This window comes from Mycobacterium sp. 852002-51163_SCH5372311, assembly GCF_001667115.1.
Classification (GTDB): Bacteria; Actinomycetota; Actinomycetes; order Mycobacteriales; family Mycobacteriaceae; genus Mycobacterium.
The window spans coordinates 1-17,385 of the sequence record NZ_LZIJ01000034.1; the positions used below are offsets into that span (position 1 = coordinate 1).

The window sequence follows — 17,385 nt, forward strand, 5'->3', positions numbered from 1 at the left end:
CAACGCCGCCACAGCGCACTCGGCGACCTTCCACCCATCAGCCGCCTGTAACCAACGTTATGGCCGGGTACAGCTAGCGCATTGCAAAATCATTGGCCAAACGGCTCAGGGAATGATGGGGCTGGTGTTGTTTCGCAACCCAATGACCGTCACACCGCCAGCACTGCCTGCGCGACGGCATGGGTGCGCGCCGCGTGCCCGCCGCCGAACAACACCACATGGGCCAGCAGCGGAAACAACTGGTGTAGTCCAATCCGGTTGCGCCAGCCCGATTTCAGTGCTCGCACTCGCTGGTAGCCATCAAGGATGGCCGCGTAGTGCGGGCACCCGAACAGCGCAAGCATCGCGAGGTCCGCCTCGCGGTGGCCGCCGTGCGCGGCGGGGTCGATCAACACCACCCCGTCGGATGTCCACATCACGTTGCCGCTCCACAAATCCCCGTGCAACCGCGCAGGCTGATCGTCGTCGTCGAAATCACCCGCACGACAACGGGTCACGACGGAGTCGATCAGCCTACGGGTAGCGGCATCGAGTCGCCCGGCAGCCCGCTCGGCCATCGGGATCAGCCGCTCGTCGGCGTAGAAGTCGCCCCACCGCTGGTGCGGGCGCAACGAAAGCGGCAGTGGCTGCGACAGCGGTCCGAAGAATCCGGGCCCGTCCCAGCCGTCGGGGCCCGCGCCGAACCCCGCGGCACCGGCGTCGTGCGTGACGGCCAGTCGGCTGCCGAAAACGAAAGCCGCTTGTCGGCTCGGAGTCACCGAATCGAGGCGCCGCAACGTCAGGCTGTCCGAGCGGGCCGAAATGACCTGCGCGCAGGGCACTCCGCCGTCAACGCTGGAAAGCCACTGCAGCCCCGCGGCTTCCCATGCGAAGTAGCCGGTGGGCAAGCCCGGATGGCGCTTGACGAAGTCGGCGTTCATTGCCGTTCGACTGTAGTAGCGTCGTGCCCGCGGGGGCGGCGGAGGAGTGCGAATGGATCTGCGTCTGGCGGGCAAGACCGCCGTCGTCACCGGCGCCAGCAAGGGCATCGGGTTTGCGGTCACCAAGGCCCTCGTCGAGGCGGGCGCGCACGTGGTAGGTGGCGCACGAACGTGTGGCGAGGGGTTATCGGCGCTTCAGGAGGCCGGGCAGGTGTCGTTCGTTCAAGTGGATTTGTCTCAGCCCGGTTCCGCCGAGGAACTGATCGCCGCGGCGGCCCACCGCGGCGGCATCGACATTCTGGTCAACAACGTCGGCGGTGCGACGGTGCACCCGGGAGGATTCGCCAGCATCACCGACGAGCAGTGGCAAGCGTCCTGGGATCTGAATGTGATGGCCGCCGTGCGGCCCACCCGCGTCGCGCTGCCGCAGATGGCAAGGCGCGGCGGCGGTTCCATCGTCTTCGTCGGTTCGATCAGCGCGTACCTTCCTGGCCCCGAGACCTACAACTACTGCGCCGCCAAGGCCGCCGTCACCAATATCGCGAAGGCGCTGTCAAAAGAATTGGCACCGAACAATATTCGTGTCAACTCCGTCAGTCCGGGCGCGGTGTCGACCAGGCGCTGGATGGAGCACGGCGGGCCGGCCGATGCGTTCGCCGCGGCCAATGGACAGACGCCTGACGAGGTCAGGGCGGAGCTCGCAAGCACCGCGCCGACGGGCCGGTTCACCACTCCCGAAGAAGTCGCAGACCTGGTCGTCTTCCTGGCCAGCGACCGCGCCGGAAACATCACCGGATCCGACTACCGCATCGACGGCGGGTACGTCACCACTCTGTGACGCGGCCTGACGCACGGCCGGGCTCGGCTAGGAACCCGCCGCGCATCGTTTGAGTTCTGCTCGGGCTTCGTCGATTTGGTCGCCTGCGTACGTCGCGATGGCGGCGTGACTCATCGTCTCACCCTTGCGGGCGAGCGATGCATAGGTTTCGTCGCCAAGGACCTCGCGGAGGCCCGCGGTGGCGGTCCCCAGTTCAGGCCACGCGCCCACCACGAGCGAAATGGCCGCATGGCCGGCCAGCGTGGCCGCCGGTTCGTGGCGCCCGAGACGGTACAGGTGTGCTGCGAGGATCCCCAGGTGGTAGCTCATACCGGGAAAATTGCCCGAGCGGCGGTAATTGTCGATGGCCACCGCGATGTAGTCCAGCGCCGCCAACTGGTCGCCGTGCAGGGACTCAAGTCGGGCCAGGTTGCCCGCCAGATATGACTCGTTGCAGCGGATACCGCTGTCTTGCGCGATCGCCCAGCCGCGGCGCAGCGCGTCCAGTGCGCCAACAGGATCGGCGTCCGCGAAGGCGAGGCCGTGGGTCAGCAATGCGTACGAGATTTCCCACGGATTTCCGCTAGCCTCCGCCGCGTCGATCAGACCATCGGCGGCGGCCATCGCCTCATCATGGCGGCCCGCCAGGACGAGTGCGCAGATCTGGCAGTCCCGGGCGAGTGTGCGGTCATCGCGGCCAGCTTCGAAATAAGCGCGGTACCACTCGAAGCACCGCTCGTACTGACCCGTCAGGACGTACACGCCACCCGGCAAGCCGTCGAGGCCAAACGACACCGCGTCGCCGCGCCGGGCGAGCAGGCTCGCCTCGGCGTAGCCGATCGCCTCGTCGACCCGTCCCAGTGTCCAGCACAGCGCTGCAGTCCCATAAAGGGTCTCCAGCCGAGGATGGTGGACGGCACGGGCGGGCTCGATGAGTTCTTCAGCCCAGGCAACGGGCTCATAGTTCTCCACCAGATAGCCGAATAGCCCCGAATAGGTGGCGATGGCCACGGCGACGTCAAGATCATCGTTATCGGCGGCCCACCGAAACGCGGTGCGCAGGTTCGCCAGTTCCGTGCTGAACCATTCGTAGGCTTCACGCTGGCGTGGGCTGTCCCACAGCGCCAGGATGTCGGTCTCGCGGCCTGCGAAGTAGCGGGCATGGGCGTTTCGAACGTGGGTTGCCTCGCCACGGGCGACCAATTGCTCCTCGGCGAACTGGCGAATTGTTTCCAGCATCGAGAACCTGGTGTGCCCGGCCGAGCGGTCGGCGACCAGCAGCGACTTGCGCACCAGGGCGTCAAGTAGATCCAGCACTTCGAAGTCATCTGGGACATCGGTGGCAGTGGCGAGACCCGTGATCGCACAAGCGCTTTGCAGGTCAAATCCACCGGCGAACACCGAACACCGTTCCAGCAGCGCCTTTTCCGCGTCGCCAAGCTGGTCGTAAGACCATGCCACCGCATGGCGCAAGGTTTGGTGTCGTTCCAGCCCGCGCCGTGAGCCGACGAGGAGCCGGAAGCGTCGGTCCAGGCGATCGCGCACCTCGTTCAGCGTCATGGATGCCATCCGTGAGGCGGCCAGTTCGATCGCCAATGGGATTCCGTCGAGACGACGGCAGATCTCGACCACCGCGTCGGCGTCGCTCGCATCGGTCAGCGAGAAGTGCGGCGAAACGTTGCCCGCCCGTTCGACGTACAACTTGACGGCGGCCGAATCGACGCCGGCGCCCAGGTCCAGCGAGGGCACCGGCCATAGTTGTTCATCGGCAAGCCCGAGCCCCTCCCGGCTGGTCGTCAGAACGCGCACGGTCGGTGATCCCGCCAGCACGGTCTCGATCAGATCGGCGGCGGCGTCGCGCAGATGCTCGCAGTTGTCGAACACCATCAGCCGGATTCTGCCCTCCTGGGCGGCGGCCACACTTTCGGCCATTGTCATGCCCGGTTGCTGGGTGACACCCAGCTCCGTGGCCACCGCATCCGGCACCGCCGCGGGATCGGTGACCGCGGCCAGCTCGAAAAGCCATACGCCGTCCGGGAATTCATCGGACAGCTGGGCCGCGGCTTCGGTTGCCAGACGGGTCTTGCCGACCCCACCCACCCCGGTCAGCGTCACCAACCGATGTGCCCGCAACGCGGTCTGCACCTCGGCGATCTCGGCTTCGCGGCCGACGAAGCTGGTTACCGCTGGACGGAGGTTTCCCGCGTTGACATCCAGCGTCCGAAGCGGTGGAAAGTCGGTTCGCAGTCCAGGTGCTTGCAGCTGGAAAACCCCAACCGGACTTGGTAGATCCCGCAACCGTCGTCGTCCCAAGTCTCGTAGATCGACTCCGCTGAGCAGGGTGGCCGTCGACTCGGCCAGCAGCACCTGACCACCGTGCCCGGCAGCCATCACTCGAGCGGCACGGTTGAGCACCGGACCGAAGTAATCAGCTCCCCGTAACTCCGCCTCCCCGGTGGCCAACCCCATCCGTACTGGCAGCTCCAGCGCTCTTTGCGCAGCCGTCGCAGCATTAACCGCAGACCGGGCCGAGGCGAACGCGGCGCACACCCCGTCGCCGGTGTGCTTGAACAGCCATCCCCCGTGCGCCTCGATCGCGCTGCGCAACACCTCGTCATGCGCTGCGAGCGCCGCCCGCATACCGTCGGCGTCGGCCTCCCACCGGCTGGTCGAACCCTCGATGTCGGTGAACAAGAAAGTCACTACACCCGACGGCGCGTTCGCCGTAGGAGACGCGGACACCCGCACAGAATCTCACAACGACATGCTCCGTTTCGGACTTTGCCGCGTGGAACTGCCACCATGGAGGAGTGACCACCGCAATCATCGTGGTGACGCTGGTGCTGCTGGCTCTCGGAATCGTGATCAACCAGCTGTTCCGGCTGAGGGATTGGCTGAAGAACGCGCCGCCCGTTACGCCGCCTCCGCCGGTCGTCCCGCCCGACGACGACGGTGCGGCGCCGCCCGCCGGAAGTTAACCGGTTTGCGCGCGCAGGGCCGCGACCGTGTCGGCCAGCGTGGTGCGCGGATCTCGGTAGGTGATGCCGAGTTCCTGCTCGCTCGGCGAATCGTCGGACTCCGGCATCTGTGTGTAGTACTGCATGCCCGCCGCGGTGAACGGGTTGTCGAAGGGCAGGTACGGCCCAGCCAGATCGAGCAGCGTGCCCGCCACCCGCAGCGCGGTGTCGGGCACCGGAACGCTCACCATCGGGGTGCCCGCGACCTGTCCGAGCATGTTCGCCAGCTCGGCCACCGGAACCCGATGGCCGCCGACCATATAGCGACGCGGCCCGCGTCCGGGCTCCAGCAATGCCGCGTGCACCGCCGCCACATCGCGGGCGTCGATGACCAGCCACGCCGCACCCCGGCCCGGAATGGTGTGGATTTGCAGCGCAGCCTTGACACCCTCGCCGGCCTCGCCGAACTGGTCGCCGACGGGTGGACCCAGCACCATGCCGGGGTAGGTGATGTTCACCGGCGCCCCGGCGTCCTGCAAACCACGGGCATAGATTTCGACCTGGGCCTTGGAGATTCCATACCCATCCGTACCGCCGACGACGGGCAGGTCGGCGGTCAGGGTCTGCAAGCCAGGGTGGAAAAGCGCAGTGAAGCTCGATACGTGCACGATCGGATCGAGTCCGAGTTGGACGGCTTGCCCGAGGACGTTGCCGGCTCCCTGCATGTTCGTGCTGAGCATCTGCGGCGTCTGACGCGGGTCGGTCGCCACCAGGGCGGCACTGTGTACGACGGCATCGCAGCCGGTCAGCGCTTTGCGAACGGAGTCGCGGTCCTTGATGTCGCCGGCGACGTAGTCCGACACGTCCACCCCGAGCTTGGCGACCGAAGTTTGCAACTTGGCCGGGGTTCGGACCAGGAATCGGACGGAGTGGCCCGCGTCAGCAATCGCTTTGGCGGTCCAGCCGCCCACAAACCCAGTACCACCTGTCACCAGAACGCGCATGATGCGATGTTATGGGGAGCAGTCGCAAAAGCCCCAAACCCCTGGTCTTGCGCTGGTCGCTCCTAGAGGTGGCTGGCGGCGAAGTCTGCGGCCTGGTCGGTCATGCCGTTGGCCGCGTAGAGAGTGTGCTCGGCGTTAGGTTGGCCGCCAGTGCCGCAAATCCCGTCGCCCGGGGCACATAGCTCGAGCGTCTTGGGCCGGTAGAGCGGTCCGATGACGATCGGCGGCGCGCCGTACTGCGTCAGGAATTGATCCGACGGGGTTCCGAAGAGCGTGACCGCGGCGACGTGATTGGCGATCTCGGGCGACAGCGGCTTCGGCACCGCGGCCGCGGGCACGCCCGGTGGGACGGCGGCCGAGGTGACGTAGCCGGCAACGGCCGCGCCCTGGGAGTATCCGCCGAGGACCTCGCGGGTCTGGGGGCAGTTGGCTGCCATCGACTGGATGTGAGATCCGGCGTCGCGAATCCCGTCGATGACGGTCACGGGGAAATCGGGATTGCCGAAATCGGTGCTGGCGGGGTAGTTGACCGGATAAACGCCGAGCGACCTCGATCCGATCTTCGAGCGCAGCTGATCGACGAAGGGACCTCCGATGCCGCCGACGCCCGGAGGCTCGCCGGAGCCGCGGGCGAATACCACCTCGACGTCGGGACATGGATCCGCAGACGCGGCCGGCGTGGGCACCGTTACCAGGGCCAAGGTCGTCGCAGCAAACGCCGCCGTGGCTCCCGCCGAGAGCCGGCGCACCCAGGCCTTCTCTACCAATTTTTTGACGTGCATATCTCCAACCGTTTCGTATCGTGCGGTCTTGCTCACTTGGTATTCGGACCCGATGACGCTTTAGATTGCCCGCAGCCGCAGGTCTCAATCGGCGAGCCGGAGTTGCATTAGCGGTGGTTGCTCAACAAATGAACAGCAAGTTGCCGGACATGCCGGCAACTTGCTGACTTTGACGAGCGCTACTTCCTGAAAGCGTCCTTAACTTTCTCGCCGGCGTCCTTCAGGCTGGACTTCGCTTGATCGCCCCGGCCTTCGTTCCTGGTGTCGTCATCACCGGTCGCCTTGCCGACGGCCTCTTTGGCCTTGCCGCCCAAGTCCTCGATTTTGTTCTTGATCTTGTCTTCGCTGCTCATGGGATTCCCCTGCTCCTGCGATTGCGCGGTTGATATGGGCGTTGGTTACCCCGCAGCGGCCGATCTTGAACCCTGGCGCGCCGGCCGGGTAGCAACGAACGGAACGCGTCGCGGACCTTCTCTCCCGCATCTTTCAGATTGGCCTTCACCTGATCGCGCTGGCCTTCGTACTCGGTACGCCGGTTTCCGGTGACCCGGCCGACGGTCTGCCTGGCCCGTCCGCCCCAATATTGAGCTTTGTTTCTCAGTTTGTTTTCGATGCTCATCTGAGTCGACTACCCGAGAGCGTGCGACCGCAAAACTTAGCCGCGCGAGCAGACGCAAAATCGCGTAAAAGCGGCCGTTCTAGTGCGATTTTGCGTCTGCTCGGCTATGGCTGAGCCGGCACGAGGCCGCGGGGCAGCGTCAACGGCAAATCGTTGTACGTCGCGATGCCCGGCCCCGCGGCGACGACGGCCGGGATCGCGTTGACGGGGGGCATGGCGGTCATGATGTGCCCGATAACCATGAAGTCGGCAATCGTTTCGGCCTGGAAGTACGGCGGCGGCAGAAAGCCGATCTTGGTGGTTACCGTCGGCTGCCCGTCGACCTGGATGACCCAGCCGTCCTGCTCGATCTTCCAGTCGGGCTCGAGCGTCTGCCCCTTGCGCCACCGAACGTTCAGGTCGATCAAGGTTTTGTCGCCGACGATGCCCTGCCAGCTGATGTAGGTGCCTGCCACGCATCCGGCGGGTATGGTCCACGAACCGAGGTCGAGATCTGCTGTGGTCTGGGCGAATTCGGCAACGCAGCGTATGTCGTCGAGCTCGACACCGAGCGCGTCGGCCACCAGCCGGACGGCCTCGCCGAAGATGGCCGTGCCCTTGGCCGCCATCTGCTGCAGCTCCGGGTGGTCGATCGGCTGGCCGAAGCCCACCGGCTTCTCGGTGTCCGGCGAGTCGTAAAACGTGGTGTCCGCGGCCTCGCTGACGGTGACCTTGTCGACCCGGTTACAGACCATCGCCGAGACTATCGCCAACAGCTCGGCGAACCCCGGGCTGACGCCGGACCCGAAGATGGTGGAGCCACCCTTCTGGCATGCCTCCAAGATGCGGTCGCGGCCTTCGCCCAGGTTGTGGCCGGTGATGAACGCTGCCGTCGTCACCACGTTGACACCCGCGGAAAGGATGCGGACCAGTTCGTCGACGTTGATCCACATCGGGTTGTAGACGACGCAGTCGGGTTTCAGGCTCAACAGTGCCTCGACGTCGTTGGTGGCGGCGACCCCGAGCGGTGCGATGCCGCACAGTTCGCCGGCGTCGCGGCCGGCCTTCTCGGGTGACCAGGCATAGCACCCGACCAGTTCGAGCGAAGGGTTCGCGGCGATCGCCTCCAACGAGCTTTTTCCGACGTTTCCGGTGGTCCATTGCACGACGCGATAGCTGTTTGGCACTCGCTCAGCATAGGCGAACGATCCGGCGCTCAGTACGCCGATTCGGCGGCCAGGATCTCGGCGAGGAAGGCGTCCGCCGGCGGCCGGTCCAACCGGGATCGGGCCCAGCGGCGAACCCGCTCTCGTGTCTCCGGTGTCTCCGCTGAGTCGGCACCGACGTGTACCGAGGTCGCGGCCCAATCATGGTCCCACGCAGCCGCTTCGGATATTGGCCGCTGTTGCGCGTCGACCAGGGGGAGGGTGGCGTGGCCGTCGGCGTCCAGCGCGCCGGCGGCGGTGATGCTTGCGGATTCGACCCGCACCGGAACACCGGTAGCCCGGCGCGGGCTGATGACGATCGCCCGGACGACGGCGACCGCCGCCGTACCCGCCGCCTCGATGCTCCACTCGACCGTGTGTTCACCCGCGTCGAAGATTCCGGGCGGCACCGCACTCCAGTTGATCGATGCAACGCCGCGACTGATTGCGGCCGCAGCATGCCGACCCGATTCAGAGCCGGCGGCCAGCGCGTAGTCATCCTGACGGGCCGCGGGTATAGCCAACGCCAAACTTGAATCATCAAGAGCGGCGGACAGTTCCGGCCAACCCGAACCGTCCACGCCGACTTCGTCGGCAACGCCGGCGCCGGCGCGTACCAGATCGCGGACCCGCGGATCGCCGCGGCGAAGATCCGTGAGCAGCGCGCCCGCGTGGGGTGCCAGCAACTCCGTCACATCCGAGTCAAGTGTGTCGTCGGTGAAGAAGTCTTGTGCGCCGGCTGTCAACAATGCGACCTCGACGTCGAGCAGCGCGCGGTCCAAAGCGACGATGCCGTCGCGCCGGCTGGCCGGCCACCACCGGCGCAGCCAATGGCCGATGGCCAGCCTGCGCAGCTGCATCAACGATCCGGGCACGATGTCGACACCGGTGAGCTCGATGTTGTCGGGATCGCCAGGAGTGTGGCCGTTTATCGCCGATGCCAGCATGACGTGCCCGGAGTCGCCGACGACACGCCAAAGCCAGTCGGCACGAGCCAAATCGGTGAAGGCGATCTGGGTGGCCCTGTCGTCGGCCGGGTCGTCGACCGTCCAGGACAATACCGCGCCACTGACCTCCAGCACCGCGACCAATGGCGTTGCCGCAGAGGGGCGATGCTCCCCAGTGGTCCACAGGCCGGAGTCGGCGACCAATCTCATCCCGCCACCTGCAATTCCAGCATCGACTTGATCCGCTGGCGGTGATCCAGGCTCACCGATCTGGCCACCCCTTCGAGCAGGGAGCGCACCTCGTCGACGTCGTCACACGGCTCCTGCCAGACATCACGCCCGTGCAGGCGCGCCCATAGCCGGCTCAGGTAGGGCTGGGCGTAGTTGGCGAGGTCGTCGACCACTTGCTGTTGGCGCGGATGGATCGGGCCACCTCCGGCGAGATAGCGCCGGGCGTGCAGCACGTATGCCTCCTTGCGCAGACGGGCCTGGATCTGTGCGGCCAGCGCGTAGCGACTTCCGACGGACGCGTCCAACGGCGCGAGTTCGAGTGCGACTTCGATGCCGGTCACCAGCGTGGCCTGTTTGTCCTCACCCAACAATCCCCAGGGCGCGCAGGCCCGGTCGACCTCCTCGTCGCACAGCAACGGGATGTCCGGCAAGGCGTCGCGATCCAGCGCGCGGCGCAACGTCGCGCGCACCCGGTCCACCACACTGCGATCCAGCGGGCGGTCACCGGCTAGCTCAGCTGCGCTATGGATTTGCGGCCGTCGTTGTGGCACAACGGCACTCAACCCCAACCTGACGATGGACCAGGGCAGCTCCGCTGTGTCGACGCGGGTCAGCGCACCGAGGTGGTAGGGGGTGGTGTCAGCTATCACCGCCGCCCACACGCGCTGACGCGCGACGGCCGCCCCGTGACTAGGGGCAGGGCCGAGTACGGTGCCCAGCCGGGCCAGGAAGGGATCGACAACGACATCTTCGGCACGCACGTCGCCCCAGCTGCGGTCCAGCTGCTCGGTCAGCTTGGCGACCGCATCGGGATTCGCCACGTATTGGTTGAGCACCTCGATCGCGGTGCGGTCGCGGCCCTGGTGGATGTCGCGCAGTACCGCAGCCGGTGTCTCGCGATCTTCCGGGGTGGGCGCACCTTTGGTCACCGCGAGTTCGAAGCAGACGGGAAAGTACAGCTCCTGAGCGTTTCCGCTGCGAATGCGCGCCCTGCGGCGCTCGAGTTTGAGAACCTCGAACCATGCTGCGGCAGCACGCAGTTGGGGTGCATTGTCGACGATCAGCTCGTGCATTGCCGCGGCGCAGTCCGCGCTCACGACTGGTGCCGAATACTGCGGATTCGACCGTAAGCGCAACACGAGCGGGTCGATGATGCGTTTGACAGTCCTGGTCAGGGGTCCGCCGTCGTCGCTGCTGAGCACCTCGACGCCGGGACCGATTGCGCGCCAGGCTTGCTCGATCACCGCCCGTCGGGGATGCCCCGCCACCCGTGCCGTTGCGGCAGTCGTCACCTGCGGCTCGGCGCTCATCTGCTCAGGATAGGGGCATTCCAGGATTATCGGCATCGGAAAAGTTGGGTTCGGTAGCCGATCGGCAGCGCAAGGCTGTGCGCATGAAGATGTCGCAGATTCCAGAGCACAGCCGCATCGTCGGAGTCGGCACCGTGTGCGATGCGCCCGTTAGGCAACCGGTCAGGATTCAGGTGACCAGTGTGGACGGCGCGAAGTTCGTCGGTCGCTTGACTCATCACGATGGTGACCAGGTGGCCGCATGGTTGCGTCCGGGGGCGGTACTGCTGGTGGCGTTCGATCCTGCTGCCCCAGAGCAGCTTTCGTTGCCCGACGACGTGCTGGCCGTCCGGGCGGCGGAGCTGACCTCCATTTGATCGTCACCGCACTCCGTCGACCGTGAACGTCACCAGTGCAGCCCAATACAGCGGGCTGGCAGTGACGTCCCCGTCGCGCCAGCGCCGCATTTGTTCGCGTTGCCAGCGATTCACAGCGCACCCCGCGTCGACGTCCTCGTGTGCCTGATCGACGGCGATGACCACATCGGTTATCGGGTCGGTCGTGTCGGTCGCCCCAAACCGCCGATAGGCCGCGGTTGTCGGCAGCGACCACAGTGTGGCGGTCACCAACTGCGCGCCGCCGAGGATCATCGCCGCCACCAGACCGGTCGCCTCGTCGAATTGATAGTCGCCGCCCGACGCGCAGGCCAACAGGGCCACCCTGGGCGGCATCGGCAACCGCAACGACATGAGGTCCGACGCGGTCAGGGGCCGGTGCTCGCCGACGGGATCGGCGTGGCCGGGAATCGCTGCGGTGCAGGCCAAGTGCAGGGCGGCGCGATCGGCCCGGCTGGCTCGATCGGGATCGCCGTCGGCCGCACTCGCGTGGCCGACGTACATGAGCCGGCTCGGTGGCCGCGCGGTGTGCCTCAAAAGCTCGGCCAACCATCTGCGGTCGGCATCCGGGCGGCGGAACAGCTCCACGGCCGCACCGACCACGGGTAGTACGGGCCCGCGCTCCAGCAGCTCGGCGAAGTGCCGCGCCAACCGCGACCGTTCGGAGGGCCTGCCGAGCACCGAGCCCAGCGGCGAGTCCGGAAGCTGTCCCGGCACGCGCGGATCGAGGACCAGCAGCGGCGGGCGGTCCTGTCGGGTATTCCAGGGTGCCGGGGTTCGGGGCGCATGCACGATGTTCTGCGGTACCGCCATCAACACGTCCACCAGTTCCATCAACCGATAGCCGTCGGTGTGGTCACGAACATCGGTTAGCTGCCAAGGGATTTGGGCGGCCATGGTACCTCTGACAGTGAACGCCTCCGCCCGGAGGCGTACCAGTTCCTCTGGACTGGGCCACGATTTCGGCAATGCCAGCAATCCCCAGGGGACACGCGCCAGCCGGGCGGTGGGCGAAACGAACAGCGAAGCACGCGGCGAAGCCACGCACTCAGTCAGCAGCTGCCAGCCCGCTGCGCCGATCAACAGCGCGCCGAGGATGTAGGCGACTGTCAGTTCGGTATCGGGTGCCGCGAACGGTCCGCGGGTCAACGCGCGCTCGATGGCATCGCGCCGGTTTTCGGCGCCGTGCGGCTCAGGCAAGGCCTCCGCCAATTCCTGCAGCGCCGCAAGCAAAATGGGCTCGTCCACCACCCAGGTCACCGTCTTCGACGGGTGCCCGACTACCCGCAAACTGCCGTACGTGGCGATCCCGACGTCGGCGTAACGCAGGACGAGAGTCAGCCGGTCCGGTTCGCTCATGGCCAGGTCGACCAGGCGGGCTCGGCGGCGGTGACGTCGCGGCCGTAGCGCTGCAACGCCAGTGCGCGATAGTGGCTCATGATCGGCGCGGCATCCGGTTGCATCTGCAGCGGCGGCAATGGGCCCAGCCGGGTGAGGGTAACCTGGCCGCCCACTTGGGGTCCGGCTGCGGCCAGCACCGCAGCGTCATCGTCGGCCAGGACTGGCGCGGTGGCGGTCGATGCCCACTCCCGGGTTTCGCGTTGCACCGGTTCGCTGCTGAAAGTACCACGTGCGCTGTGGTATTCAATCAATTCGGCGACCAATTCGGTATTCTCCCACTCCCACGCGACGGCGAAGGCGCCGGCCAACATGGGTGCCGAAACATAGGTCGCCCAGCGGGATCTGGCGTCGGTGTCGGCGATGGAATAGCGCACCGAGTCGACCGCCAGCGCGGCCGGAACCTTCAGCTCCGCCGCTTGCTCGAGTTTTGTCATCGCGCGCCGATGCCGCTGAGGGTTGACTTGCCCCCGGATGACGCCGAGCGACTCGGCGTGCCGTGCTTCGACCTCCTGCCAGCTGTCCGAGGGGGCGCCCATGGCATCGAGGCCCAAGTCCGTCAACGCGTCCGCCCGCCACACCGTACCGAGGTGATAGTCGAGCCGGGCGTATTGCAGCCAGCCGCTGCGCGGTGAGGCGTCGAGGAATTCCCTGGCCTGGGCAATCAACTCAACCGCCGCCGAGAAGCGCCCGCGAAATATCTCTAACCAGCTGCGCTGCAACAGAATGCGATGAATATGCAGCGGCTTGCCCAACTCGCGCCAGTGCCGTTCGGCGTGCTCCCAACACTGGTCGGCGGCTTCCAGCGCGTTGGCTGCCATGCGGGTCAGGCCGAGATACAGCCAGCACCGCGATACGTCGTGAGCCCGGGCGTGGCGGGCGATGACCGGATAGGCTTCCGATGCCAGCTGCTCGGTGGTCACCTGGTCGCGCGCGGACCAGGTCGCCGCCGCTCTCTCCAATTGTGCTCTGGCCGAGGCCAATTCCCACCCGTTCGTCTGCGCACGGGCGCCCGCACGGCGAAGCCACGGTTGCGCCTCCGAAAGCCGCCCGGTCTCGACGCAGTACCGGCCGTACGCGGTGCCGGCCGTGACCCGCAGAAAGTCCGTCGCCTCGTCGCCGTCTGCGCCATGATCCAGCGCCGCAAGCACTTTGTCCCACAACGCAACTGACTGCACGTGCAGGTCGTCGTCGCACAGCGCGCTTGCGCACAGGACCTGGGCGTAAGTGACCAGGAAGGCGTGTTCCTTCGCGAGGGCGGGGAAGTCGGCGGCCGCCTCCAAGGCGGCCAGGGACGCAGCCGCATGATCGTGATCGCCTTGCGCCGCAGCCAGGCCCGTTTCCAAAAACTGGGCCCGTCGCGAATATCGGCAGATCATCTCCGTAACCTCGGTGTCGGAAAAGTGCACCTGGGCGGCCGATTCCGGCAGTGCGCCGGCGGCAATGTCGGCATAGATCCGCACACAGTCCCGGATACGCCGGATACACTCGCCTACACCGTCATTCGCGCCGCGAACCAGGTAGATCTCACCCAGCTGGGCGAGCACTTCCAGCATGAGATCGTCGCGATCGGCCTGCTCGATCTGTGGGATCAGGGACAGCAGCAGATCCCTGGCCGCGATCTCGTCCGCGGCAAACGTCAGCCGTCGCGCGCGCTGCAATTCGCCGGGGATCGACACGGCTGCATCATAAGTCCGTTGCGGTCCCGAGCGCCCCGTCTGCCGCCGCACAGGCCGGAGCGGCGGACATGCGTTGCACGTCCGCCGCCCGGATTGCTGCCCATCAGCCACATGTCGCCTTGATGCTGAAGTCCTTGGTGATCATTCCGGCCATCGGGTTCTTCATGTCCGCACCCTGAGCCTGACCGGTGATGGTGTAGGTCTTGCCGTCCACCGCCACCTTGGCCGAGCCGAGGTTCTGGCCCATGTTGTTGGCGACGGACAAGGCGTTGCCGTCGACGACCAGGATCAGCGACTCGACCTTCGGAGCGGCCTCGTCGGTCATCACCACGGCCACGGCCTGTTGCTTGCCGGCGGTGTTGCCGCTGCCGATGCTGATCTTGCCGGCCTGCTTGACGCAGGTGACCGTGGCAGGGTCCAGGCCCGCCAGGTCGCTACCGCCGACCTTGACCTGCGTGACCCCGCCGCCGCTGGCCACGCTCGCCGGCCCGGCAGCGGGGTGTCCACCGCTCGAACAAGCCACCAGAGCCGACGCGCAGCCCAGGCTTCCAATCGCTGCTGCGAGAAGACGTTTCACTGGAGTTCCCTTCATTCATGCGCCGCCCTGTTGACGACGTCATCGAGGTAAGTACAGAACCCTGGGGGCGCTACCGATCCCAATTTTTCGCGACGACCGCTAGGCTGCTTCGACAGATGAAGGGAGGCCTTCGATGCCGCGCGTGAGATGGCTGGAAAAGCCTGAGGCCCACGACTTTCCAGCGGCTGCGGACTACCTTGATCTGCTCGCGGACCCGCACATCGTGAAGGAGCTGACGGAGCGGCTGCGGGCCGGTGTCGGCGTGCACAGAAAGGCCAAGGACATTCTCCGGGCGGCTCGGCTGCCGCTTTTGTCGCAGGACAACCCGCACGTCGCGGCGGATCTGTTCAAGATCAAGAAGAAGCAGCCGCTCTCGCCGATCCTGCTGATCCGTGGCGATCTCGACACTGGTGTACCGCTGCAGATCGCCGACGGCTACCACCGCGTCTGCGCGAGCTATTACACCGACGAGAACACCGACATACCGGTGATTCTTGTTTCCGGCCGCAAGTAGGTGCCAGCGTGATCGAGGTCCAGACGCACGGCGAGGTTCGCCTGCTGACTTTCTCGTCGGGGCGCGTCAACGCCCTCGATGTCACGTTCGCCGACGAGCTGACTGACGCCGTGCGTGAGTTGCAGCGCGCCGGCGGCGCGCCTTTGGTCGTCACGGGTGCCGGGCGGGTGTTCAGCGCAGGCGTCGACCTGAATCGCGTCGTGGAGGGCGGCGCTGATTACACCGATCGGCTGATCCCGGCCCTGTCGAATCTGATCGTGGCGCTGTTCGGCTACCCGGGGCCGACGGTCGCGGCGGTCAACGGCGCCGCCATCGCAGGCGGCTGTGTGCTGGCCTGCGCCTGCGATCGTCGCGTGATGACCTCCTCCGGGCAGATCGGGGCGTCCGAGGTCCGCGTAGGGGTTCCGTTTCCGGTGGCCGCGCTGGAGGTGATGCGTTACGCCTGCGGACATCGCGCGGAGGAAGTCGTGCTGGGCGGGCGGATCTATCGAGATGCCGACGCTGTCGAGATGAGGCTGGTCGACCGCATCGTCGCCGACGACCTCATCGGCGCGGCTCTGGCGGCGGCGTCGGACCTTGCCGAGATTCCGGCCGACGCTTACCGCCAGACGAAAGCGCAATTGCGAAACCCTACTTTGGCGCGCATCAGCGACGGCGCCGATATCGACCGCGAGGTCCGCGGGCTATGGGGAGCGGAGGAGACGCGTCAGCGCATCGCGGCCTACCTCGAGCGCCTCCGTCGTCGCGACGGCTAGCGGGTTCGCGTCAGTCCTCGACTGCGACGCCGCCACCACGGGTGCGCCTGCGCCGATGTGATGTCTTACCGGTCGGCCGCCGGTTCTGCAGCTTTGGCTTCTCCGCGGCTTTGGTGACTTGGGCTGGGTCGGCTGCCGGCGCTTCCTGCGTCGGGGCGTCGGATTCTGGCGTTGGCTTGGGGATTTCGGTGGTGGCCTGCGAGCTTTCGGTTTGGGCGGCGTCGACGGATTCGTCGGCCGTTTCCGCCTCGATCTCCTGGCCCTTTGGTTCGCTGAGTTCGACCTCGGTGGTCTCGGCGTCGCCGGCCTCGACAGCTTCAGTTTCGGTGATCTCGTCGGCCCCGGACTCGGCGTCGCCGGCCTCGGTCTCGGTGATCTCACGGGACTCGTCGGCCGTTTTGGCGTCTGTGTCCTTCCCCCGCTTCTTGCGCTCCTTGCGCTTCGGCTTGGGCTCCTTCAACTTGATCGGTTTGGGTGGCGGCGCCGGCAACTCGGCGACGAAGGACAGGTAGAACCCGAAGATTCCGAGCACGGCGATCGCGGCGGCGGCGCCGTAAATACCGAACAACCACTGGCCCGCCGCATCCAGACTGAGCCAGATCTCGCTGATCGCGGCGCCGATGATCAGCACCCCGGCCAGCACGTGGGCGATGATCGACCAGAGCCGCATGGACAGGGCCAGCTGCGGAATGCCCAGCTCGGGCTTGCGGGTGCGCAGCAACGTGAAGACCACCGGCAGGGCGGCCAGTCCGATCAGCGCGCCCGAGGCGATCCGGCCCGCCATGCCCAATGTGTGCGGCGTTTCACCCATCAGCTCCGACCAGCGCGGCAACACGCACAAGAAGTAGAAGACGCCGGCAATGATCGAAAACAACGTATGCCACACGATGGCCCACGTGCGTCCCATACTTCTCCCTCAGTCCCGCAAGCTGCCGGAGCTCAGGCCAGCATAGAGGCCGACCAGCCCACAATCGTGCATGTCCGCGCCCCGAAAACCAAGGGCGACCCGTTGCGGAGGATGCGGGATTTGAACCCGCGAGGGCTGTTAACCCAACCCGCGTTCCAGGCGAGCGCCATAGGCCACTAGGCGAATCCTCCGCCGCCATGGTAGCCGCTGAGTCAACGGCCGAGCGTCCCGCGGCCTGTTACGACCGCAGCCGAGTGTTCCACGCCCAGGTATTACACTCGCCGATGGACCCCGCGCGGCGTTTATCCTGTGAACTCCCCCAGGGCCGGAAGGCAGCAAGGGTCAATGGGCTCTGTCGGGTGCGCGGGGTCCCCTCAGTCGGGGGCCGCAGAGTCCAATACCGGCCAAAC

The 17,385-nt window shown here is 66.5% G+C and carries 18 protein-coding genes, 1 tRNA gene and 1 other RNA gene; 6 read left to right on the forward strand and 14 right to left on the reverse strand.

From position 1 onward, the window contains the following. Window positions 1-149: 149 nt before the first annotated feature. Window positions 150-920: a fructosamine kinase family protein gene (locus tag A5791_RS04750; protein ID WP_067231948.1), complete on the reverse strand. Its 771-nt coding sequence runs from the start codon at window positions 918-920 to the stop codon at window positions 150-152. Window positions 921-972: 52 nt separating this feature from the next. On the opposite strand from A5791_RS04750, the gene A5791_RS04755 reads away from it, so the two are divergent. Next, a complete protein-coding gene (locus A5791_RS04755) occupies window positions 973-1,758 on the forward strand; it encodes an SDR family NAD(P)-dependent oxidoreductase (RefSeq protein WP_067231951.1) in 786 nt (261 codons plus the stop codon). Between the two features lie 27 nt (window positions 1,759-1,785). Here A5791_RS04755 and A5791_RS04760 read toward each other — a convergent pair whose 3' ends face one another. Then, the gene (locus tag A5791_RS04760) at window positions 1,786-4,485 is read right to left on the reverse strand and encodes an AAA family ATPase (RefSeq protein ID WP_369828018.1); all 2,700 of its coding nucleotides are present in this window, start codon (window positions 4,483-4,485) and stop codon (window positions 1,786-1,788) included. Between the two features lie 62 nt (window positions 4,486-4,547). On the opposite strand from A5791_RS04760, the gene A5791_RS26345 reads away from it, so the two are divergent. Next, window positions 4,548-4,715, forward strand: coding sequence for a hypothetical protein (locus tag A5791_RS26345; RefSeq protein ID WP_156661003.1), 168 nt, complete (start codon window positions 4,548-4,550; stop codon window positions 4,713-4,715). Here A5791_RS26345 and A5791_RS04765 read toward each other — a convergent pair. The 7 genes from A5791_RS04765 to A5791_RS04795 all read right to left on the reverse strand — a co-directional run bounded on the left by A5791_RS04765 (window position 4,712) and on the right by A5791_RS04795 (window position 10,771). Beyond that, window positions 4,712-5,698, reverse strand: a complete 987-nt coding sequence (locus A5791_RS04765; RefSeq protein ID WP_067231959.1) for an SDR family NAD(P)-dependent oxidoreductase — start codon at window positions 5,696-5,698, stop codon at window positions 4,712-4,714. The genes A5791_RS26345 and A5791_RS04765 overlap by 4 nt on opposite strands. A 62-nt stretch (window positions 5,699-5,760) precedes the next feature. Further along, window positions 5,761-6,480, reverse strand: coding sequence for a cutinase family protein (locus tag A5791_RS04770; RefSeq protein ID WP_067231963.1), 720 nt, complete (start codon window positions 6,478-6,480; stop codon window positions 5,761-5,763). Between the two features lie 179 nt (window positions 6,481-6,659). Then, window positions 6,660-6,833 (reverse strand): CsbD family protein, encoded by a 174-nt coding sequence (locus A5791_RS04775; protein ID WP_067231967.1) that lies wholly within the window; start codon window positions 6,831-6,833, stop codon window positions 6,660-6,662. Beyond that, window positions 6,830-7,099 (reverse strand): CsbD family protein, encoded by a 270-nt coding sequence (locus A5791_RS27630; RefSeq protein WP_067231975.1) that lies wholly within the window; start codon window positions 7,097-7,099, stop codon window positions 6,830-6,832. Before A5791_RS27630 ends, A5791_RS04775 begins: the two co-directional genes overlap by 4 nt. A 104-nt stretch (window positions 7,100-7,203) precedes the next feature. Further along, window positions 7,204-8,265 carry a dihydrodipicolinate reductase gene (locus A5791_RS04785; protein ID WP_067231977.1) on the reverse strand — a complete coding sequence of 354 codons (1,062 nt, stop codon included), beginning with the start codon at window positions 8,263-8,265 and terminating at the stop codon, window positions 7,204-7,206. Window positions 8,266-8,294: 29 nt separating this feature from the next. Next, the gene (locus A5791_RS04790) at window positions 8,295-9,440 is read right to left on the reverse strand and encodes a hypothetical protein (protein ID WP_067231979.1); all 1,146 of its coding nucleotides are present in this window, start codon (window positions 9,438-9,440) and stop codon (window positions 8,295-8,297) included. Further along, window positions 9,437-10,771 (reverse strand): hypothetical protein, encoded by a 1,335-nt coding sequence (locus A5791_RS04795; protein WP_067232114.1) that lies wholly within the window; start codon window positions 10,769-10,771, stop codon window positions 9,437-9,439. Before A5791_RS04795 ends, A5791_RS04790 begins: the two co-directional genes overlap by 4 nt. A gap of 83 nt (window positions 10,772-10,854) precedes the next feature. Between A5791_RS04795 and A5791_RS04800 the strand changes: the two genes are divergently transcribed. After that, complete coding sequence (locus tag A5791_RS04800; RefSeq protein WP_156661004.1) at window positions 10,855-11,127, forward strand: hypothetical protein; 273 nt, start codon at window positions 10,855-10,857, stop codon at window positions 11,125-11,127. A 3-nt stretch (window positions 11,128-11,130) separates the two neighbouring features. Here A5791_RS04800 and A5791_RS04805 read toward each other — a convergent pair whose 3' ends face one another. From A5791_RS04805 to A5791_RS04815, 3 genes are all read right to left on the reverse strand, one after another. Continuing rightward, a complete protein-coding gene (locus A5791_RS04805) occupies window positions 11,131-12,504 on the reverse strand; it encodes a CHAT domain-containing protein (protein WP_067231987.1) in 1,374 nt (457 codons plus the stop codon). After that, complete coding sequence (locus A5791_RS04810; RefSeq protein ID WP_067231990.1) at window positions 12,501-14,222, reverse strand: hypothetical protein; 1,722 nt, start codon at window positions 14,220-14,222, stop codon at window positions 12,501-12,503. The genes A5791_RS04805 and A5791_RS04810 overlap by 4 nt, the downstream gene beginning before the upstream one ends. 103 nt (window positions 14,223-14,325) lie before the next feature. Then, window positions 14,326-14,766 carry a lipoprotein LpqH gene (locus A5791_RS04815; protein ID WP_197504601.1) on the reverse strand — a complete coding sequence of 147 codons (441 nt, stop codon included), beginning with the start codon at window positions 14,764-14,766 and terminating at the stop codon, window positions 14,326-14,328. A gap of 166 nt (window positions 14,767-14,932) precedes the next feature. Here A5791_RS04815 and A5791_RS04820 point away from each other — a divergent pair, with 166 nt between their 5' ends. Next, window positions 14,933-15,313, forward strand: a complete 381-nt coding sequence (locus A5791_RS04820; RefSeq protein ID WP_067231998.1) for a hypothetical protein — start codon at window positions 14,933-14,935, stop codon at window positions 15,311-15,313. A gap of 8 nt (window positions 15,314-15,321) precedes the next feature. Continuing rightward, window positions 15,322-16,068, forward strand: coding sequence for an enoyl-CoA hydratase/isomerase family protein (locus A5791_RS04825; RefSeq protein WP_067232001.1), 747 nt, complete (start codon window positions 15,322-15,324; stop codon window positions 16,066-16,068). Window positions 16,069-16,078: 10 nt separating this feature from the next. Here the strand turns inward: A5791_RS04825 and A5791_RS04830 are convergent, their stop codons facing one another. Then, the gene (locus A5791_RS04830) at window positions 16,079-16,975 is read right to left on the reverse strand and encodes a hypothetical protein (protein WP_067232004.1); all 897 of its coding nucleotides are present in this window, start codon (window positions 16,973-16,975) and stop codon (window positions 16,079-16,081) included. A gap of 105 nt (window positions 16,976-17,080) precedes the next feature. After that, window positions 17,081-17,166, reverse strand: a tRNA-Ser gene (locus A5791_RS04835). 91 nt (window positions 17,167-17,257) lie between these two features. On the opposite strand from A5791_RS04835, the gene ffs reads away from it, so the two are divergent. After that, window positions 17,258-17,354, forward strand: an RNA gene (gene ffs, locus A5791_RS04840) — signal recognition particle sRNA small type. Window positions 17,355-17,385 lie beyond the last annotated feature (31 nt).